General features: G+C 42.8%; 18 protein-coding genes. 6 read left to right on the top strand and 12 right to left on the bottom strand.

Annotated features, from left to right (window positions below; all coding sequences use genetic code 11):
• Nucleotides 1-71 precede the first annotated feature (71 nt).
• From MHH52_RS09240 to MHH52_RS09230, 3 genes are all read right to left on the bottom strand, one after another.
• Nucleotides 72-1,028 (bottom strand): alpha/beta hydrolase, encoded by a 957-nt coding sequence (locus MHH52_RS09240; protein ID WP_340008091.1) that lies wholly within the window; start codon nt 1,026-1,028, stop codon nt 72-74.
• A gap of 546 nt (nt 1,029-1,574) precedes the next feature.
• Nucleotides 1,575-2,174, bottom strand: a complete 600-nt coding sequence (locus tag MHH52_RS09235) for a stalk domain-containing protein (protein ID WP_340008089.1) — start codon at nt 2,172-2,174, stop codon at nt 1,575-1,577.
• A 38-nt stretch (nt 2,175-2,212) separates the two neighbouring features.
• Nucleotides 2,213-2,881 carry a hypothetical protein gene (locus tag MHH52_RS09230; RefSeq protein WP_340008087.1) on the bottom strand — a complete coding sequence of 223 codons (669 nt, stop codon included), beginning with the start codon at nt 2,879-2,881 and terminating at the stop codon, nt 2,213-2,215.
• Between the two features lie 350 nt (nt 2,882-3,231).
• Between MHH52_RS09230 and MHH52_RS09225 the strand changes: the two genes are divergently transcribed.
• Nucleotides 3,232-5,118, top strand: a complete 1,887-nt coding sequence (locus tag MHH52_RS09225) for an LTA synthase family protein (protein ID WP_340008086.1) — start codon at nt 3,232-3,234, stop codon at nt 5,116-5,118.
• A gap of 71 nt (nt 5,119-5,189) precedes the next feature.
• On the opposite strand, the gene MHH52_RS09220 is transcribed toward MHH52_RS09225, so the two are convergent.
• Nucleotides 5,190-6,911 (bottom strand): alpha-glucosidase, encoded by a 1,722-nt coding sequence (locus MHH52_RS09220; protein WP_340008084.1) that lies wholly within the window; start codon nt 6,909-6,911, stop codon nt 5,190-5,192.
• A 272-nt stretch (nt 6,912-7,183) separates the two neighbouring features.
• Between MHH52_RS09220 and MHH52_RS09215 the strand changes: the two genes are divergently transcribed.
• Nucleotides 7,184-8,179, top strand: coding sequence for a LacI family DNA-binding transcriptional regulator (locus MHH52_RS09215; RefSeq protein ID WP_340008082.1), 996 nt, complete (start codon nt 7,184-7,186; stop codon nt 8,177-8,179).
• 38 nt (nt 8,180-8,217) lie between these two features.
• Here MHH52_RS09215 and MHH52_RS09210 read toward each other — a convergent pair whose 3' ends face one another.
• Together MHH52_RS09210 and clpP are read right to left on the bottom strand one after the other, a co-directional pair.
• Nucleotides 8,218-8,424, bottom strand: a complete 207-nt coding sequence (locus MHH52_RS09210; RefSeq protein WP_340009564.1) for a hypothetical protein — start codon at nt 8,422-8,424, stop codon at nt 8,218-8,220.
• Between the two features lie 21 nt (nt 8,425-8,445).
• Nucleotides 8,446-9,027: an ATP-dependent Clp endopeptidase proteolytic subunit ClpP gene (gene clpP / locus MHH52_RS09205; RefSeq protein ID WP_313636806.1), complete on the bottom strand. Its 582-nt coding sequence runs from the start codon at nt 9,025-9,027 to the stop codon at nt 8,446-8,448.
• A gap of 183 nt (nt 9,028-9,210) precedes the next feature.
• Here clpP and MHH52_RS09200 point away from each other — a divergent pair, with 183 nt between their 5' ends.
• Nucleotides 9,211-9,975 carry an RNA polymerase sigma factor gene (locus MHH52_RS09200; RefSeq protein ID WP_340008081.1) on the top strand — a complete coding sequence of 255 codons (765 nt, stop codon included), beginning with the start codon at nt 9,211-9,213 and terminating at the stop codon, nt 9,973-9,975.
• Nucleotides 9,976-10,156: 181 nt separating this feature from the next.
• Entirely contained in the window at nt 10,157-11,047 is an 891-nt protein-coding gene (locus MHH52_RS09195; protein WP_340008080.1) for an NAD-dependent epimerase/dehydratase family protein, read from the top strand.
• Between the two features lie 416 nt (nt 11,048-11,463).
• Here the strand turns inward: MHH52_RS09195 and MHH52_RS09190 are convergent, their stop codons facing one another.
• Nucleotides 11,464-13,275 (bottom strand): methyl-accepting chemotaxis protein, encoded by a 1,812-nt coding sequence (locus MHH52_RS09190; protein ID WP_340008079.1) that lies wholly within the window; start codon nt 13,273-13,275, stop codon nt 11,464-11,466.
• A gap of 217 nt (nt 13,276-13,492) precedes the next feature.
• Between MHH52_RS09190 and MHH52_RS09185 the strand changes: the two genes are divergently transcribed.
• A complete protein-coding gene (locus tag MHH52_RS09185) occupies nt 13,493-14,422 on the top strand; it encodes a MerR family transcriptional regulator (RefSeq protein WP_340008078.1) in 930 nt (309 codons plus the stop codon).
• Between the two features lie 73 nt (nt 14,423-14,495).
• Here the strand turns inward: MHH52_RS09185 and MHH52_RS09180 are convergent, their stop codons facing one another.
• Nucleotides 14,496-18,587, bottom strand: coding sequence for a choice-of-anchor I family protein (locus tag MHH52_RS09180; RefSeq protein ID WP_340008077.1), 4,092 nt, complete (start codon nt 18,585-18,587; stop codon nt 14,496-14,498).
• Between the two features lie 92 nt (nt 18,588-18,679).
• Complete coding sequence (locus tag MHH52_RS09175) at nt 18,680-19,093, bottom strand: DUF2798 domain-containing protein (protein ID WP_340008076.1); 414 nt, start codon at nt 19,091-19,093, stop codon at nt 18,680-18,682.
• 143 nt (nt 19,094-19,236) lie between these two features.
• On the opposite strand from MHH52_RS09175, the gene MHH52_RS09170 reads away from it, so the two are divergent.
• The gene (locus tag MHH52_RS09170) at nt 19,237-19,653 is read left to right on the top strand and encodes a helix-turn-helix domain-containing protein (protein ID WP_340008075.1); all 417 of its coding nucleotides are present in this window, start codon (nt 19,237-19,239) and stop codon (nt 19,651-19,653) included.
• Nucleotides 19,654-19,768: 115 nt separating this feature from the next.
• Here MHH52_RS09170 and MHH52_RS09165 read toward each other — a convergent pair whose 3' ends face one another.
• The 3 genes from MHH52_RS09165 to MHH52_RS09155 all read right to left on the bottom strand — a co-directional run bounded on the left by MHH52_RS09165 (nt 19,769) and on the right by MHH52_RS09155 (nt 20,470).
• Entirely contained in the window at nt 19,769-19,963 is a 195-nt protein-coding gene (locus MHH52_RS09165) for a hypothetical protein (protein ID WP_340008074.1), read from the bottom strand.
• 20 nt (nt 19,964-19,983) lie between these two features.
• A complete protein-coding gene (locus MHH52_RS09160; protein ID WP_340008073.1) occupies nt 19,984-20,109 on the bottom strand; it encodes a hypothetical protein in 126 nt (41 codons plus the stop codon).
• A gap of 157 nt (nt 20,110-20,266) precedes the next feature.
• Nucleotides 20,267-20,470, bottom strand: coding sequence for a MerR family transcriptional regulator (locus MHH52_RS09155; protein WP_340008072.1), 204 nt, complete (start codon nt 20,468-20,470; stop codon nt 20,267-20,269).
• Nucleotides 20,471-20,560 lie beyond the last annotated feature (90 nt).

The raw sequence follows: 20,560 nt of genomic DNA, 5'->3' as shown, positions 1-20,560 counted from the left end.
CAGCCTCCATTTCAATGCCTAGAGACTCTTTTTTCGCAACGCATCCGAGATTTATCAATCTACTTCTTTACTCATTTCTTTAATTCAATATCGATAAAATCCAAAACACGTCCAATATTCGTTTTCGTTTCAAATATCACCGAGGAATGAATAGCATTTGGAAAAATCTCAACCTTAGCGTGTTCTCTACCGAAAAGGTGATTTACTTTCAATGCGAAATCGATTGATTGTTGCATCGGCGTAATATCATCGCCACCTCCATGCTGCAACAAAATCTTTGGAATATCTTTATTGATATAACTCATAGGATTCAATCTTTTAACTTGCTGACCCAACTCTTCTATGGGACCTCCAACCAACTTCTCTAAGACACCCTCCTTTGTATGAAAAGGGAATTCGTTGCGCTTTGAGATAGGGAAGACGTCTTCGTATTCGTCACTGATATCCACCGGTTCGTATAGTGAGTTTTCCTGGAGAATATAATTCACCTGTAAATCGTGATCCAAACGAGAAAAGTCGGAAACCGGATACCAAGAAACAACCGCCGATATGTCCGTAGGAATATCTTTGTTGGGATCCTGTTCAGTATCAAACAGAGTTTCATTAGCAAAAACCGCTGTCATAAGGGCTAAATAACCACCTGCGGAACCACCCCAAGTGGCAATTTTTTGCGGATCCAAATGAAATTTGGCAGCATTCTTTTTGATAAAACGAATGGCCATCTTTACGTCTCTTACTGGTTCAGGAAATATCACTTCATCCGTCAGTCTGTAATTTATGGAAACAATGGCATACCCTCTATTTCGGCCTTCAAGCATCGGCTCAATCATATCTTTTTGGCGTTTATCGCAGGCTACAAATCCTCCACCATGTATGGAAACAATTACAGGAAAGGGACCATCTCCTTCAGGTAGCCAAATATCTAGCTTTTGAGCGTCGGACGCTGTGCCATAGGGGATATCAAAATAACCTCTCTGATTTTCGGTACTTAAAATGGGTCCGTTTTTTCTCCATTTTCTATTTGTCATTTTCCTTTTCCTTTTCCTTTCTTGCATTGTCAGCGCTTATGTTTTTCGGTCTTGTTGAACGCTAAAATGTATTCGCTTACAGAGAATCGTAATTAAATTTTGAGAAGTGGATGCCTCCTTCTTGATGACTTGGTCTTCATGCGCTACAAGCAAAAAAACAAACAACTGTAGTACGTGGTCTATACAGTCGTCTAATTTATTGCAATTTCACTATAAATCATTAAAACCAGTTAAGTCAATACTGATTAAAAAACAATGTGTCGTTGTTCTGTGGTGATTTAATTATTTGACAGGAAACAATCACATTAGCTAACGCAAAGCTGAAGAAAGTACTATGTGGAAAAAATCTTTGATGGGCTAATGGTTAACCAATAGCCGTGCTTTATCATTATAATGATAAAGAGCTCCCGTCATTCGGGAGCTCTTTTCTGAAGTATCACTTTTAAAATCAAGCGTAATGATCATATTATCCATCCATTCAAAAAAAAGTATTGTTTGTATTAGTCATACCAATATAATCAATACTTAACGTCAAAATACCCCTATTTAATTCGAATGGATTTGAACAGCATAAGCTTCAGCATCCCACTCTACCTTAGCACCTAACATTTCACTGATTAGTCTTAATGGTACATATACACTATCATTAATGAAGACTGGTTTTTGATCTGTGGCTATCACTTTTCCATTTACAGTCGTTTGTCCATTTACCGAATTTAAGATTAGCGTAGTAGATGTAGATTCCTTCATGGCAATAACTGATCTCGATGGAACGTCCCAGCGTACATTCACTCCCATTTGCTGAAATATTCCTCTTAACGGAGCGTACGTAGAATTGTTGAGCAGTAAAGGAGGCATGGTCAGTTCCATTTCATTATTGTTCAACATCACCTGAATCGATTTTTTCACGGGCTGAGGCGTATTAATCATAAAATCTCTAACCCCCAAGCCTGTCTGTCCGAATTCATTCGTTCCCCATGCGAGAACATGACCGTCTTTTAAGAGTACATAATGATTTCTATGCCCGCTAGTAATTGAAACTGCATTTTGAATACCACTAGTCTGCGTAACATTAATCTTATTCTTATCGCCAACTGTCCACTGCCATTCTGTCCCATCGGCTTTCACTGCGGAGTCTGTTGTCATCGATACGACATCTGTGAGTCCTGAAATCTGAATCGGTTTTAAAGTTTCCCCCTGATTCCTATCTGTGTAATTATTCCATAACCAGACGCAGCTATAGATAAAATAGAGGGTAGTCCTTTTACCTGCACCGGTGTTAGCCCGTTTTTCCCAAAATTGTCACCGAGTTCTCCTTGCTCATTGCCTCCCCACGCCCAGACGATTCCGTCTCTTTGGAGCGCTAAGCTATGTGTGCCTCCTGCGGAAACAGATTTCACATCCGTTAACCCCTTCACTTGAACCGGCTCTACAAGGTCCGTCAATGACTGCGTTCCAGTGCCAAGTTGTCCATGTTCGTTCCCTCCCACAGCCCACACGGTTCCATCATCTTTCAATATCAAATTATGACGATCGCCACCTGAAACTTGCTTTACATGATCGATATGCATTTTGACTGGAGTATACGCTGGCGTGGTTGCCCCATTACCAATAGAGCCATATCCACCACCCCAAGCCCAGGCTGTTCCATCCGCAGTGATGGCATAAGCACTTCTATCCCCCGCATCCAGTTGTGTGATGCCAGACAATAACTTCTTCTCATCCGGGAAATTCACAACACTGTCCGCCTTAACTATTAATGAAGAGACTGTAGCTAGGATAATAGCTGCCCCAACAACTGCACTACATATCCGTCTCATCTGAACCTTAAAGCTTGAAATTTCTCTTCCCACTTAAGATCACTCCTTTAGAATTGGAGGAGCAAACTGTTGGTCAGCACCAACCGAGGCCTCCGCTGTATTCACTCTCCTTATTCAGACTGTGGAATATTATGTAAAGTTGCGAGAAAGGGTATTTTTAAAATCAAATTATACGGATATAACCTGTAGTTTAGGATTGAAGCTGATTTCACCTGTTTATGTGCCATAAATCGCTTGTTACTGCGCTCTAGGTCTCTCGTCCGTCTTTTGACACACGAAAACTTCAAGAGCATAATAAGCATCGGCATATTGCAACGGATTCCCACAACATACAGGTTTATACAGGGTTTTAGTGTGTTTTGCACCAGAGAGGATGATAACGAGTGAAAAAAGATTTTCAGATCAAAAACAAGCCCTTTCTAATCTTTAGCTTCATCCTGCTCTTAAAATGCGCAGTGGCCTGGTTCGTGGTATTTAGTGACGGTCCTAACTGGAGCATGCTGCTTACAGAGATTCCGTTCTTCTTCATCGTATTTGGACTCATTGAGTGGATGGCTTCCAAGCGGAAGTTTCTGTATTACATGATAGCTAACTTATTGATTTCAGTGATTTATTTTGCCGTTCTGATGTATTACAAGTATTACGGAATAATTGCTACCTATCATGCCTTGGAACAAGCGGATAAAGTAACCAAAGTAGGCGAAAGCACGTACTCCTTGCTGGACCCTTACTATTTGTTCATTTTTGTGGATATTGTAGTCTTCATGTTCTTTATGTACCGTCCAAAATACATTGCGATTTGGAAAGAAAGAGGCATGAACCTGCGCATGAACCGAACTGCCTTGCTCGGGATTATCAGCGTTTCTCTTGCGATCTGTGTCTTTAATGTTTGGCCGAATCACGCCAGTATGAACGAGAATAAAAAGGCGGAGAGTATGGGGATTCTCAATTACGAGGTATATACCATTTTTGCCGACACCACGGAAAAGGAAGAAATGATCGACAGCAAAGAAATTACGCAACAGGCTGTGGACGCTACAAAAGGGATTACGGAACCAGTCTCACCCAAGTATTGGGCAGCGGCTCAAGGCAAGAATCTAATTGTGGTGCAAATGGAATCTTTTCAGAATTTCCTGCTTGGCTTACGCATTGATGGACAGGAAGTGACTCCAAATCTAAATAAACTTATAGCAAGTGATCATTATTTCAATAACTTCTATACGAATGCGGGGCAAGGGACAACATCGGATGCAGAATTTGTAGTGAATACATCGCTATATGTTCCTCATCACGAAGTAGCCACTTCCTCCAACTATATGACTAAGGAACTTCCGAGCCTGCCTAAGCTGATGAAAGCTAATGGATACAATACGGCCACCTTTCACACCAACAGCGTGGAATTCTGGAACCGCAAAACCTTATATAAGGTGCTAGGCTTTGATAAATACTACGATCAGTCCTTCTATGGAGATGATGATCACATCGCATTTGGATCTTCGGATGAGGTTCTGTATGCCAAGACGGTTCCTGAACTGGTCAAAATGGACGCTGAAGACGATCCTTTTTATGCAATGGTCATCTCAATGAGTGCTCATCACCCTTATAAAATGCCAGAATCTAAATTTAAAATGACGCTGCCTAAACGGTACGAAGGAACCCTTGTCGGCGACTATATTTTAGCCCAAAATTATGCGGACTACGCCATGGGACAATTCCTAGACCAACTGAAGTCCAGCGGGTTATGGGAAGATAGCGTGATTGTCTTCTACGGAGATCATCAAGGTGTATCACTGTATTCCCTTGACGGCAATGAGAAATCATTAATGGAGGAAATGGTCGGACACGAATATGGATATACGGATATGTTCAACGTTCCTCTCATTGTTCATGCCCCAGGCGTAGGCCAACCTACTGTGTATACACAAACCGGCGGTCAGATCGACATCTTACCAACTGTAGCTAATCTGTTAGGGATTTCTATGAAGGACCAGCTCCACTTCGGAGAAGACCTGATGAATCAACAGACCAATCTGCTACCTGTTAGACACTGTCTTCCTACTGGTTCTTTTATTAATGACACAAGCTTATATTTGACTGGTGTCGATTACGATGATGGAAATAACTATAACCTAAGCGATGGCTCTGAAACTGAGGGCGGTTCGAAAAAAGCGCAATTTGATGCCGTCCAGCGACTCCTGAATATGTCTAAAAGTTATATTCTGCAACGGCCAGATTTACCTTCTACGGATGATGGAGAACAGAGCAAATAATTTGATATTTCATAAAAAAAGAATGCCCCTCAGCCATTGGCCGAGGGGCATTCTTGCGTTTATTATAATAATTAAACAGTTGCTGCAGGCACACTCTCACGAATTGCCTCTTGCTCTACAGGTGCGTTAACCAGCATATACACACGAGATTCGTAAGGGCGTAACGCCACAGTCTCGATCTTCTCGGCAGGGTCAACTTCATAGTTATTCAACAGCAACTCACTGGAGTCGAATTCCAAATCAAACGGAAGGTCGAACAGTGCCTCCTCTGAAGTCAGGTTTGACATGACCAGCAATTTCTCATTGCCAAGTGTCCGAGTATAAGCGTAGATTCGTTCATCTTCAGGCAGAATCAAATCATAGGTTCCATAAACGGTAATTGGATTAGCGGCCCGAAGTGCGATTAGCTTTTTGTAATGATGATAGATGGAATCAGGGTCCTGCTTCGCACGCTCCACATTGATCTCCGAATAATTCGGATTGACCTTCATCCAAGGCTTACCACTACTGAAACCAGCGTTCTCAGAGTCATCCCATTGCATTGGCGTTCTGGAATTGTCGCGACCGTTCTTCCAGATGACCTCCATGACTTCCTCATGTGATTTTCCGGCTTCTGTCTCTAAACGATACAGGTTCTTCATCGCCACATCATCGTAATCATCCATCGAATCAAATCGCACATTGGTCATCCCAATTTCTTGGCCCTGATAAATAAATGGTGTTCCTTGCATTAGGAAATACATTGTAGCCAGCGATTTGGCCGACGCCTTCCAGTACTCACCATCATTCCCCCAAGTAGAAACTGAACGCGGTTGGTCGTGATTCTCGATAAATAATGCGTTCCAGCCTCTGCCCTCAAGACCTTTTTGCCAACGGGAGAGTGCTGATTTTAGCTCTAGAACATCCAACCCACCTGTGACGCTCTTATTCCAAAGGGCTAAATGCTCGAACTGAAAAATCATATTGAATTTACCCTGTTCCTCGCCTACCCACATCTCCGCTTGATCAACACTCACTCCGCTTGCTTCACCAACGGTCATAATGTCATAGCGATCAAATGTTTCCTGCTTAAGCTCTTGTAGAAAATCGTGAATTCCTTCCCGATTCATATGACCCTCACCGGATGATACGTACGGAAGATTCTCTGGATTTGGCAGATCAGGAAGACCTGGAATTTTCTTAATATGTGAAATAGCATCTACTCGGAAGCCGTCGATCCCTTTATCCAGCCACCAATTGACCATACCGTATAATTCCTGACGCACTTCAGGATTCTCCCAGTTGAGGTCAGGCTGTCTTTTGGAGAACACATGCATGAAATATTGCTCTGTAGCAGGGTCGAACTCCCAGATCGAACCGCTAAAAATACTCTCCCAGTTATTCGGTTCCTTTCCGTCCTTAGGATCTCTCCAAATATAATAATCCCGTTTCGCATTGTCCTTGCTGGAACGTGCTTCAACAAACCAAGGATGCTCGTCAGAAGTATGGTTAATGACAAGATCCAGAATCAGCTTCATGCCTCGTGCATGAACCTCGTTTAGCAGCTGATCGAAGTCGGCCATACTGCCGAATTCCGCCATAATATCCTGGTAATCTGAAATATCATATCCATTATCATCGTTCGGGGATTTATAAATAGGACAGATCCAAATGACATTGATGCCAAGGTCCTGTAAATAATCAAGTTTTGAGATAACTCCCTGCAGATCTCCAACGCCATCGCCATTACTATCCATAAAGCTCCGTGGGTAAATTTGATACGCTGTGGCTTCTTTCCACCATGTTCTGTTCAATGAATGCAGCTCCTTCGTATTCACATACCCTCTCAGGAAAATATTTTCCCAATTAATTCGCATATTAGTGATTTTCATAATAATTCTAAACATAATCGACTAAGAATCTATCTTTCCAGGGTTAATTAAAGGAAAATATTTTCCTATGCGCTCATTATAGGATCTTTTATTTTCCTGGTCAATAACTATCTTTTGGATTCTTGAAGCTATCCGTGATATGCTTGCGATATATTCAAGAACGAATACAAGCTTGGAAAGTTATGGTGATATTCTTGAAGGTAAAAATTAAAGATATAGCCAAAATGGCTGACGTTTCGATAGCTACCGTGTCAAGGGTTGTCAATAACAGCAAACCGGTGAACGAGGAAGTCCGTAAGCGTGTATTGGAAGCCATTAAACAAACTAATTACCGTCCAAATGTCATTGGTTCAGAAGCAGGTAGATCTGATACCCCTCTGATTGGTGTCATTATTCCGCAGAACAGTAATACCGTGCTTGACGATTTCAATATTGGCATACGTGATCTCGCCGAACTATATGGTTATGATGTTTTGGTCGGATTAACAGACGGAAGTGTTGAAAGTGAACTGCATTATTTGAATTTATTCCACCATATGGGGACTGAGGGTTGTATATATGTTGGCTCGGTTCCGAATAAGGAGCATCTGGAGATTATCCAGAAATCCGGGTCACCTTGCGTGTTAGTTGGAGAGCAATCCCAGATTGATTCGATCCCTTCTGTTCATCTGGATAATGTTACCGCTTCCTATGAGGCCGTTACTTATCTGATTCAAAAAGGACATAGAAGTATCGCCATGATCCGAGTATCTGGAGATAATGCGGTAGGTGGCGATCGATATCGTGGCTATCAACAAGCCCTTATGGATGCAGGCATTACCTTAAGGGAAGAATGGGTAGTAGAAAGTGGTATGGCTGTAGAAGATGGAAGTGACGCCATGCGCCGGATTAAGAATAGCGGGGAGCTACCTACTGCGGTTTTTTGCTCCACAGATTGGATGGCTGTAGGGGCGATGAATTTCCTGATCGATAACGGCCTTCGGGTGCCGGAGGATATAGCGGTGTTCGGATTCGATAATAGCTTCATCGCTTCTGTCGTTCGACCCAAGTTGTCCTCTGTAGAATACTCTGGAACAGAGATTGGAATGACCGCTACCCGAACGTTAATCAAGCTGATTAAGGGGGAGACCGGTATTCAGCATCATGCAAATGTAGCTCATTATTTGGCGATTCGGGAAAGTACGGGTTAGGGGAAACATCCCCTGACCCTATTTTTGCCCAGATGATGTTATTGTGCAAATCCTACACGGGGTCGTTCTCGTCCTTTAGTATCTAGTGTGATGGAACAAACGGAAGTAATGGGAATATACAGCTCTTCGAATTCTGTTCGATATTTGATGAACTTCTCACTTACCGTTTCCAAAATGCCTTTTCTAGCGTTAGAGCCATCTACAAAATAAATGGTTACCTCTTTGCCCTGCAAAGCTTCCAGCATCACTCGCTTCACTCCTTCGTCTTACAGATTTGTGATGACTTTGTCGATAATCCCGTACTCCACCGCTTCATCGGCTGACATGAAATAATCTCGATCCATATCTTGTAGTACTTTTTCCACCGTCTGTCCGGTTCGGTCCGCTGTAATTTGGACAAGCACTTCTCTTAACTTCAAAATGCGTTTGGCTCTAATCGCAATATCACTGGCCTGACCCTGCGCTCCACCATGCGGCTGATGAATCATGATCTCACTGTTTGGCAGCGCATAACGTTTACCCTTAGCCCCAGCTAACAATAGAAGTGAACCAAAGGAAGCTGCCATACCTGTGCAAATCGTGTTCACCTGCGGTTTAATAAGCTGCATCGTGTCATAAATACTGAATCCCGCCGTTATGGAGCCCCCTGGACTATTGATATACATGTGTATATCTTTATCTGGATCCTCTGCCGATAAGAACAACAGCTGGGCAACAACACTATTCGCCAATTGATCCTCAATCTCCGCCCCAACAAACACAATTCGGTCCTTTAAGAGCCGCGAATAAATATCGTAGGATCTTTCCCCTTGATTCGTTTGTTCAATGACATAAGGAATGTACGCCATGCGTATGCGACCTCCATCCGTTAATTTTATTTTGAAATCTACCCTGTAAACGGATTAGTCTTTGGATAGGATACGTTAGGTGGGCAAAATATTATTTTTATTATTGCGTATCTTAATTTAGAGCTCATTCGTTTATTATTAGAAGTAACCGAAATCACTTTACCGGAAAAGGGGTTATGCAGAGTGATCAACCTTGAGGAGCTTAGCGCCGGCCATGAACCGGATGAGAATAATACCAAGTCTTTGCAAATGGCCCTGAAGCGATATTGCCTTGCACTGACACAATCCCCGTGGGAAGCCGAGGATTTGGCTCAAGATACGTGGGTCAAAGCACTGGGTTATATGAAAACTTCTGAACAAATAAATCAAACGAATCACCCCAATCCCGAGGCATTGCTCCTGCGGATTGCCAGAAATACTTGGATAGATATGATGAGACGAAAAGCGACGTTGTCACGGGTGCTGGAAATGGATCAGTCACGGACAGAGGATGCAGCAGCGTACGGTTCATTTGAGATTGAGGCTGCTTTTCAAGCTTTGCGAGAGCATTTGTCCCCGCTGCAGCAAGCAGTGTTCCTACTTCGAGATGTATTCGGACACTCCGGAATAGAAGCTGCCGAAATTCTCGACACCACTGATGGAGCCGTCAAAGCTGCTCTGCATCGAGCCCGGCAAGCCCTTCCTGCCGTAAGACATGAGCTTCTTCAAGCCGATGGCCCCTCCTTACCGCAGGATACGGAATTACAGATTGAGTTGAGTCACCTAGCAGTTGCGTATGAACAAGGGCAAATTGCTGAGTTAATTGAGCTTGTCCTCGCGGATGAAAGACAGGAGGTTGTAATGGCCGTGTCTAGCCAAAGCTTCCAGAGCGGTCAGAGTTTCCAATCTGGCGGATTCAACTCTATAGGCTGGAATTATGCCGAGCCTGGAATGCGGATGGTGGCTTAGACTTTCGTGATGCTGGAGTATGCTTAGCAAAATGCATCAGGTTACGTTATTACTGAGCAGATAATAGTTTTGAACAGTGCGATTTGTGTGATTTTATGTGATGTTTTTGGCTATGAGCTAGAGAAGCTTACATTCATTAGACTTATTAACATACTTTATTATTAGTTAGGAGTGGCATCATATGAGGAAGATTCTTATCATAGGCGGCACGCGCTTTTTTGGAAAAAGATTAGTTGAACGATTGCTACAGGATTCCGCAAACGACGTAACGATACTGACGCGCGGGGAAACTAGCGATTCCTTTGGAGATCGCGTTCACCGTATCCATGCGGACCGTTTCCAACCGAACGAGCTCGCTCAGGCAGTAGGAGATACACTATGGGATGTCGTGTTCGATAATATTTGTTATTCACCGGATGAAGCGGATCAGGCACGACGGATTTTTGATGGTAAAACAAAACGGTATATCCTCACCTCAAGTCTATCCGTGTATGATTTCAGCGAAGAAGCGCTGACTGAGGAGATTTTCGATCCTGAAACTTACCCTATCCGCTACGGAGGACGAAATGATTTCACCTATCAGGAGGGAAAAAGACTGGCGGAAGCCGTCTTCATGCAGCAGGCTAGCTTCCCAGTTGCCGCGGTTCGCTTTCCAATTGTGCTGGGAATAGATGATTATACGCGAAGACTTCATTTTCATATTGAGCATATCCGTAATGAGTTGCCTATTGGTATACCGAATCCCGAAGCACATATCTCCTTTATCCGTTCGGATGAGGCTGCTGATTTCCTATATTGGCTCGGTTGTAGCTCTACTATGGCAGGACCGTTCAACGCTTGCTCAGACGGTACGGTTAGAATTAAGGATATTCTCACAATCATTGAAGAAGAAACAGAGAAGCAAGCCATCATCCAGAACCAAACCGCAGACGAGCATATGTCACCATTCGGAATTGAACAATCCTGGTTTATGGATACAACCAAAGCCCAGTCGGCGGGGTACAAGTTTCTCAATCTAAATAACTGGCTCCCAGAGCTAGTCAGCTTTCTGAACAAAACATACGAGGAATAACACGCGCCTTCATCCTTCATCCTTCCTCATTCAACTATGCGACAAAAAAGCTACCTCTAAGTAGATTTCTTCTACGAAGGAGGCAGCTTTTTTATTGTACAAAACCTCAGAGAATATTTAGATAACTGCACTCTATACAACTAAATCAGGCCAGCCAAGCTTATGTTCGACTTTAGTTGTATTCAGTGCAATTAAAAACTAGCTAAACACCACTAACAGCCATTTCTCGTAGAAATAACTGCACTAAGTACAACTAAACACTCATAGAGGATAACACATCCTTTAATAGCTGCATTAAATACACTTATCGCTCAAAAAAGGTAGTTAGAAGGATCCCCCTCTAAGCTACCTTTTTACGTTACAAAATTAGTAAATCAAGTTGCTCCCTATGTGCGAGCAGGCAATCAAACCTCTTCCTATGCAGAGATTGTCAAATAAGTCCGCTCCTCAGGCGTTTCATCGTCAGGTGAGACACTGTCATCTCCAGCGATAATCTCGTCTACGATATCCGAATTAATCTTGAAGACGTTGATTTCCTTGAATAATTTTTGCGAAATCTCATTAATCTCAACAGCTTGGCGGGCAATGTCGCGGATCGCGTTGTCCTGTTGCACGCTAGAGGCATTCACTTCCTGAACCCCTGCCGCAGTTTCCTCAGCAATGGCCGCCACGTTGTGAACGGACTCTGCGAGTCTACGATTCATAATCTGTGTTATATCTACCTTGTCATGGATTTGCCCAATCTGCTTACTAATCTCAACAATCGACTGGTCGATCGCTTCAAAAGATGACAACGTTTCAGCCACTTTTTGATCCTGCTCTTCAAGGTTTCCTTTTGTCTCCAGCATATATTGCTGGAATTCATCCATCCCGGCTTGCAGCTCATTAATAATCTGACTGATATGTACGGAGGACTCTTTGGTCTGATCAGATAATTGTCTCACTTCATCTGCTATGACAGCAAAGCCCTTTCCATAAGCTCCCGCCCGTGCCGCTTCAATCGCTGCATTTAGAGAGAGAATATTGGTCTGGTTTGAAATGTTTGTTATTGATTTGGTTATTCTGGAGATATCCTTCGACTGGTCGCTCAATTTGGTTAAAGCGAGGTAAACCTTATTCACGGATTCTCGTGAGTGCTCTGATACCTCGCGCAAAGCGATGACGGATTCGGAACCTTTTCGAGTATTGTGATTAGCCGTTTGACTTGTCGATAGCATAACCTCGGTATATTCCGTAATTTCATGAACTTCCCGTTCCAATTCCTGAATCAAGCTTGCGCTCTGCTCAGATTGTCCAGCTTGCTGCTCAGCGCCTACAGAGATTTCCTGTATTGTGCTTACAATTTCTTGATTCGTATGAGCGGTAATCGATGAAGATTGTTGAAAAGAGTGCGAATAAGTCGCGAGCGAAGAAGCTACAGATTGGGTCTGCTGAAGCATCTCTCGTACCCGCAACACCATATGGTCAAAATGATGACTCAGACTTCCTAGCTCGTCGTTATATGGCGAATTAATCTGCTGCCGCAAATCTCCCTCAGCAATTTTACGTAGAGCTACTTGCAGCTTATTTATAGGGTTCAGGAAGGAACGTATAAGCATAACAGCAATAACAAGCGTGAAAATGAATACTAGTATTGCTGCATAAGCACCCATAGAACTTGTCAAATTTAATAAATCAAAAGAATAATCTTGGGCCTTCTCTGCGTTCTCTGCTGCTGCTGTATATAGTTTCTCATTGGTCTCCAGCATAGCTTTATTCATAGCCATTGCCTTCGTATGTAATTCATCTATTCGTTCCAGAACGGCCATGGGATCAAGCTGCTCGTCCTTTATGATATTCACTAATCCGTCAAAATAGCCTGTATATCCTCCAACTTGATTATGTAACTGTTCTAACGCCTTAGACGCAGGCGATTCTGCCTCAAACTTTACTTTGCCCAATTCTTCCATTAACTTTGTCTGTTTGTCCTTAAATGGTTGAGTAAACTCTAAATCGCTAGAACCCGCTAGAGAGGTCTCCACACCGTTCATTTCTTGAAGCAGTTGAGTAATTGTAGATACTATAATTCTTTTTTCCATCTCCATTTTTTGCGTTTCCATAGAGACTTCTACTTGATTGATTTTATAGTTTTGGTATAGCGCTACTCCTAGAAAGAATAGTACTACGGCAGAAAAACTCAAGATCAACTTCCACTTCATTGATAGATGCATAGACCTAGCCTTCAACATTATCATCCTCCGTATAAAGCCTCATATGGCAATAGGTACTTTTTACTAATATCTAAATTGTAGAAGCTGTACATTAAATACCGGGCACAGTTTTGTATGAGAAATGTAAATTATATCGAACATACAGACACAATTAAGTCCTTGCAATTGACGTAACGTTAAGTGCTAAAATACTTCTCATAGGGCGCCTTATCAATCTATAGAACGGGAGTTGTCTATGAGTGGATTTGTGACCATTGATAAGCTTTCTACGCAAATAGGGCTGACGAGTCGAACGTTGCGTCACTGGGAAGCACAAGGATTGTTTGAAAGTCACCGAGAGGCTAGCTCGGGTTGGCGAATTTATGATGAGCACGCAATCCTCGCCATTCGAATCACCGCATTATTAAGAAAGCTGGATATTAGTATTAAGGATATCGGAACCGTCCTACAGAACATGTCCGTTCAGTCCTTATATGAAACACTTCTTCAGCAATCCGCTTCAATTCATAATGAGAAATCCGAACTTACACAAAAGGAACGCGAAATCCGCTTCTTTTTACAATTAATATCCGCACGTATTGAGGAACCCATAACTAACCATTTGTTATTAACGTTGAACGAAGAGTCATGCAATACATTGGATGATATCAATGAGAATGAGGAGGTTCTATCTATGACAACGATTAAACACTCTCCACCTATCCATGTAAGATTCATTACACTTCCACCTATGAGATTTGCCTATAATATTGCAGTCAGTACATCTCCAGAGGATGAAGCAATGATTCCAGTCACGGAATGGTTGGAAGCTAGCCATCTTTTGGGAACAGCACGTCTATTTGGTGGGAATACGAATCCGCATCCTAGTGGTGAAAATAACCCTTATGGCTATGGATTCTGTGCCTCCATTCCTGAAAATGTAGAAATACCAAGCCACCTTAAAGAGATGCGGTTCGATGGCGGTCTCTATGCGATGACGGAAAGCAGTGATGATATCTACGGCTCATGGCAAGCACTGATGAGTTTTTTAGACAATAACTTTGATTATCAAGCTGACCACGATTCAAGATTATGTCTTGAGGAGCATATCCGTAACGATAGCCCCAAAGGTAGTGGAAATCAGTATGTGTTAAATCTGCTCGAACCTGTAAAAAAGAAAGCATAGAACAAAACGCTCTCCTTTGCCCATCATGGCATTGGAGAGCGTTTCTATTGTCATCAAGATATCTGATGATAGCTTAGGATTGACTCAGCTTTAACAGCTTCGCTAACATTTGAGCTATTTCTTCTCGGGTCGCTTTATCTTTTGGAGCAAAATTTAGCGCCGAACTTCCTGCAACAGGCTTTCCTGAAATAATTCCTGCCTGTTGAGCAGCTGTGGCTGATTCAAGAGCATAAGAGCTTATCGAGTTCTGATCCGCAAAAGCTGAACTGTTGGCATTTACAGGCAATGTCCAGTTCATAACTTTCGCCAAGCGCACCATCATGACAGATAGCTGCTCACGAGTTACATTTGCCTGAGGATCGAACAGTCCTTCACTCACTCCGGTAACAATTCCCTTGCGATTAGCCCACGCTACCGCTGCCGCATAATAATCGTCAGCCTTAACATCTGTGAAGTTTCCTGTTCCTTCTGCGCTCAGTTCAGCACCCGCCAAACGAGCTAGAAGCAAGGTAACATCTGCTCTGGTTAGTTGACTCTTAGATCCAAATTTACCTTCACCGATGCCAGTAATTACATCACGAGCGGCCAAATAAGTAATAGAATCCTTAGCAAAGCTGCTTCCAATATCAGTGAAGCTCACTTTGTTGTACCCTACTGCATACGTGGAGAATTGTGAAGTTCGGAAAATCAGTTGTCCCGTTGCTGCGTTATAGCTGCTACCTCCCAGTACAACCACTTGACCTGCATTCGTCAAATCATAAGCTACGACTGCGTTAGCATCCTCATTTGCTCCTAGTGTATACGGTACTGTTATTGTCGCAAAACCAGCACCTAGGTTAGAAATAGGCAGGCTTCCTGCAAAAATCCCTAGACTTAAGACTGGACGAGTGCCAATCACAGCCCGGGCTTTGCCTTTCCCATCAGTGTCTGCACTACTAATGGACAGTTTAATGTCCTCACCCTTTGCTACTGTGTTCACAGCTGAGAGTGCATTACGATCCAACGTTATCGTACCGGCTCCTGCTTCAAATACAACTGACTTTGCAGTACTACCTGCAAGTGCCGCAAAAACATTCGATGGGAAGTTAAGTGCAATTCCACCCGCAGTTGCATCTACGTTAGAGCGGAACACCAACTGACCGTTTGCATTATTCGCCAGAGACTTAAGTGCCTCTGTAACCATATCCGAAGTGACGGAGGCTACTAACTTACCTTCTGCATCCGCTGAAGCCTTAACCTCTACGATAATCTTATTACCTTCTGTGGTTACAGCTGGTGTAGCCGCCTCTTTAACTGGATCTTTAACGGTTACCGTGGTACCTGGCCCCGGATTTGTAGTGACCAGATCAGCCGCAGCTACCGTTACCGTCGATTCAGCTATACCATAACCATCTGCGCTGTATGCAGAGATAACCGCCGTTCCTTTTGCCAAAGGAGTTACCTTACCGTTGTTATCAACGGAAGCTACACTTGGATTCGAGGAACTCCAAGTTACAGCATTCGATCCACCAACAGCAGGAACAACATTGGCCTCAAGCGTTGCTGAAGCTTCACCCACCTTCAATGACAGCGAAGTCTGGTTCAGTGAAATCTTCGTTACATTCAACTGATAGATGCCTACTGTACCGCCAACCTCATTCGCTACGAGCACTAATGGCAATCCTGTCGGGCTTGACGTTGCTGGAATAAATTCGATACCTTCAGGGCCAGTGTCAGTTTCGATGTTGTTCGCAGGCGTGAATTCTCGAGTATTGATATAGTTCACAAAATTCGGTTTCTCTGGATTCGTCACATCATAAGTCATCAGACCACCGATCCGCTCAAGACCAATAAAGGCAAGCGCTTTTTGCCCAACCTTACCCACCTTGACGTACTCAGGTTCTGGTCCTTTTTTCGTACTACGGTTATCCATGGTCGTGTTACTGTTGCTTGCATTGAAATAGTCCGGCAGACGTTCTCCGGTAATCTTTTCAAAATCGCTTCCGCTATCGTAAACCTGGTTCATTGAATCTGCTTCCCATATGGAAAATGAACGGCCACCGTACAAGTAAATCCCATCATTACCCATATCAGACATGACTTCCACACTATCATACTTATCTTTATTTTTATTCAGAAACTCTGCCGCTTTTGAGTCTGGATTTAAAGAGCCCTTCATTTTTTTGACCGTACTCACGCTCACTTTACTATCCCATTCGGTTGCGTCACCTTCGTTGGCTGTGAACAAATAAGTCTTTCCACCAACCGTGTACTGATCTATACCATCAGGCATATACGTACCGAAGAATGGAACATTCTCCAAACTCACTTTATTATCTTTTACCAAGTCCAGAGCATTGTTAGGAAGGTTCAAATCCTTGAAGCCTAATCCTTTGACCCATAGAACCTTCTTGGAGGCAATATCGATTGCGGCGATGGCATTGTTCTCTTGAAGGGCTACATAAGCAATGGTCTGGTCCTCAGAAAGTACAACGAACTCTGGCTCCAGATCACGTACTGCATCCTTCTTATCCCCTTCACCTGTAATCTGTTTCGTAACCGGATCAGCCGTCCCGCGAATATGCACATTATCGAAAATCACATCGGGGTTATCGAACTTCACCTGAATCGAAGTGTTCTTGTACGTATCAATGATCGTTACACTACCTTCAGGATCACCTGCTGCAGTGCGTGGTTCCGCTTCGTCCGCTGTCAAAATGTAACGGCCATCATCGGTATACTTCACCATGTCCGGTTGAACTCCCGATTCATAAGAAGCTAGCAATTCCCCTTCATAGTCAAGAACAAGAACTTTACCATTCTTCATGGCGTTTTCTTCTTGAATGGCTACAGCGATCCGTTTAGTAGCTGTGTTGATATCTACACTCGTTAGGTCACCGTATGTAAATCCATCCACTTCAGATAGCTGTTCTACGTTAATACTATATTCTTTTTGCGGATTGGAAGAGTTCTTGAGATTCACAATATCGACTGTTGCAGGGTGAGATGAACCATTAACGAGATAGAATTTGCCGTTATCGCGATTAAACTTCACGATCTCCGCCACGCCGCCATCTTTATTGGTCACTCCTACAGAATAACCGCCGATCTTAGTTACGCTGAGCAGATCCGGAGTTACTGGACCTGCAGCTTCAGCTACCTTCAATGAAAGTACAGCTTCCGCCTTCATTCGAGGCGATGAGCTGTCATACACGGCGATGCTGACGGTGGCCGCTCCTACTTTCGTCGGTGTTCCACTAATATTCCCAGATGCTGCATCCAGTGATAATCCGTCTGGTAAACCAACAGCTTCAAAAGAATACGGCTGTACTCCCCCATAAACGGATAATGTTACCGAATAAGGCGATCCGACTTTTGCTTCTGAAAGATTCTTTGTAGCGATGCCTAAATCAGGCACTTTCAAACTCCATTGTCCATCCGCACTGTTATGAGGTTTAAACAATGCCAGGGAAGAAGCATCCAGAGTATCAAAGCTAATTTGTTTGAAATCTGCTTTATTGTTATCTGTATCCACAAAATAAACGCGACGGACTGATTTTTGCTTGGAGGTACCTTCCGTTTTACCCGTTGGGTAATCCACTTCATAGCCGTCAATCGTCGCATTATTATCATTGGCCGCTGCATCAATCATGTCCACGTAACTGCTTGGTTTCGTTTGAAATGGATTCACAACCTGCAACAAGTCTGTACTACTTAGCAGAACAACCTTCATGCCTTTGTTATTAAAATACATCCCCGGCCAAGACTGATCGCCTTTGTTACTGATATCGTTTTTGTGATCCTTGTTACTCGCATCATCAGTAATGAGATAAGAGGAATGAGCCTTAATTGTTCCGTTCAAATCCAGCTTGCTCCATTGTCCAGCGAGCTTAGGATCCGAATATTGTACAGACCAACCCGCTAGACTCACATCTGAATCCATCGGGTTATATAACTCAATGTAACCTTTCGAGAAATATCCACCTGACGCATCGGCAGTATTCCCCCCACCATACACTTGATTAACAACAATATGAGGAATGCTAACATCGTATTTACCGTCTGCAGTATAAGGTGTACCCGATTGAACGGATGCTGCCACTGCTGGACCTGCCATCCAAGCGGAGCCTAATAGCATCTCAGCTGTAAGTATAAGGGAAATTATTGCTTTACCTGTGGGTTTCAAGTAGATATTCACTCCTATTGATAGTTTCTATCAATATAGAATAATAGTATTATCTAACCTGCAGATTTGCGTAATGGTAATGTAAACATTCTCTATGCAGTAGCTGGAGTAATCTTTACAAAGATAAATCGTGTGAGCGGCCCAACTAGAATGATTTGCAGTGGAAGTGCAACAATGAAATTCTTACCTATCGCAGACAGATAGGCCATCGTTAGTTCTGAGGAGAATCCTACATGAAGAACTGCGCCATAGAAGGACATAAACAACACCATTCCGGTCACCATAAAAAAGGATATGAACATGATTTTTTTGATCATCGGATCATTCTCTTTAACCAACTTATGCGCAATCTCTTTCGCAACCTTACCTACAACAAACACATCCAGAATAAATGCAACTATAAATGCAGGTATGTAGCCGATGATCACATCTTTAACTAGCGTACTGACCAGCCCTCCATCAGCGCTACATTGTAAATGCTCATACCCAGCACCATCAAAGCACACATGATGAACGTAAATAATCTTTTATCTCTATATTGTCAACCTGGATTACAATAACACAGCGTCTTAAACTAAGTCAACCAAGTTGACAATAAACGCAAATGACTTATACTTGGATAAACGAGCGATGATTTAGGAGTGTTCACATGGATAACCATCTGCAAGAAATGAACCTAATTGATTTACTCAGCGAGAAGCATCTAGCCCTACGTAAAATAGTGACTGACCAAGATCCGGATCAAATCAATAAGACTGAATCCCATATCCTAGCGTTTCTTGAGGCACATCAAATGCTCTCGATCTCAGAAATCAGTAGAATTATTCATATTTCAAGGCAGGGTACACATAAATGCATTCAAGGACTGTTATCTCGCGGCTACGTGGAAGCAGTTGAAGTCGAAGGAAATTTGCGTGACAAAAACATCATCCTTACCCAGAAGGGGATCGAATGCAATCAAAGAATGATGATCACCAAAATCGAATTAGAGCAGAGAATCGCTAACAAGCTTGGGGCAGCTAACGTAGAACTGCTTAAATCTTTGTTAAAGGAAGATTGGCTCTAGTCCACACGAAAAAAGACGCAGAGCTCTCCCCGTTGCGTAAAATTATGTCTACGCTACATCCTAAAGGGACAACCCTGCGTCTTGATCAAGAATTCAAATATTTTCCGGGAAATTGTTACTTAGATTTCTCTAATGCAATACTAGCTGCGTTTTCCCCGCCAAGACGCCCTGAAGTAAAGGAATAGCCTATTCCTACGCCATTTCCAACATATGTGTCGTTAAATAATACGCCTTCAGATTCAAGACCTACTGCAAACAATCCTTGCACCGGAGTGCGTTTATCATTCAGAACTTGGAACTTGGTATTCACTAGCAAACCACCAACGGAACCTAAGTTATTGATTCAGCAATGATTGCGTAATATGGACCTTCTTCGCCCATAGGTTCTAAGAACTCAGCAGCTTTTCCAAACTCTGTATCTACACCTGTCTTCGTTGCTTCTTCAGATCCATCCAAGTGTTGACCAGGCTTTTTACATTATTATTTTTTAATAATGCGTTCTTATCCGTTTGCTTTAGTCTGTACATGCCGGGCAGTTATTTAAGTTTGCACGTATATAAAGAGGATTCTAATTCCCTGAGTTCTTTATGAATTTCATTCATCTTATTTAGCATCAGCGTCGCCACTTCCGGCAATCGAATCCCCATACTTCTGTACATCTACTCATTAGCAAATCTCTTACATCTAAATCATTAAAATATCTGTAATTATTGCTGTTATCTTTAGTCGGCCTAACAATATCATGTTTCTCGTATAACCTCAGCGTATCCGCAGTTACACCGAGAATGGAAGCAAATTCCCCTATGCAATATTTCACCTGATGTCCCTCCATCCATTTCATGCATAACCAGCCACATTAAATGATAAACAGAAGGACAATATTTAGATATGAAGTAGTTCATTTCTT

This window comes from Paenibacillus sp. FSL K6-0276 (assembly GCF_037977235.1).
Taxonomy (GTDB): domain Bacteria; phylum Bacillota; class Bacilli; order Paenibacillales; family Paenibacillaceae; genus Paenibacillus_AQ.
The sequence above is the reverse complement of the archived record's forward strand: the minus strand, read 5'-3'. Positions and strand labels throughout refer to the sequence as shown.

Excerpts from the sequence above, each read along its gene's own strand:
- MHH52_RS09240 (WP_340008091.1), bottom strand. The coding sequence starts at position 1,028 with ATGACAAATAGAAAATGGAGAAAAAACGGACCCATTTTAAGTACCGAA.
- MHH52_RS09235 (WP_340008089.1), bottom strand. The coding sequence starts at position 2,174 with ATGACAACAGACTCCGCAGTGAAAGCCGATGGGACAGAATGGCAGTGG.
- MHH52_RS09210 (WP_340009564.1), bottom strand. The coding sequence starts at position 8,424 with ATGCTGGAAGCTTTGCAGGGCAAAGAGGTAACCATTTATTTTGTAGAT.
- clpP (WP_313636806.1), bottom strand. The coding sequence starts at position 9,027 with ATGGCGTACATTCCTTATGTCATTGAACAAACGAATCAAGGGGAAAGA.
- MHH52_RS09195 (WP_340008080.1), top strand. The coding sequence starts at position 10,157 with ATGAGGAAGATTCTTATCATAGGCGGCACGCGCTTTTTTGGAAAAAGA.
- MHH52_RS09190 (WP_340008079.1), bottom strand. The coding sequence starts at position 13,275 with ATGTTGAAGGCTAGGTCTATGCATCTATCAATGAAGTGGAAGTTGATC.
- MHH52_RS09185 (WP_340008078.1), top strand. The coding sequence starts at position 13,493 with ATGAGTGGATTTGTGACCATTGATAAGCTTTCTACGCAAATAGGGCTG.
- MHH52_RS09170 (WP_340008075.1), top strand. The coding sequence starts at position 19,237 with ATGGATAACCATCTGCAAGAAATGAACCTAATTGATTTACTCAGCGAG.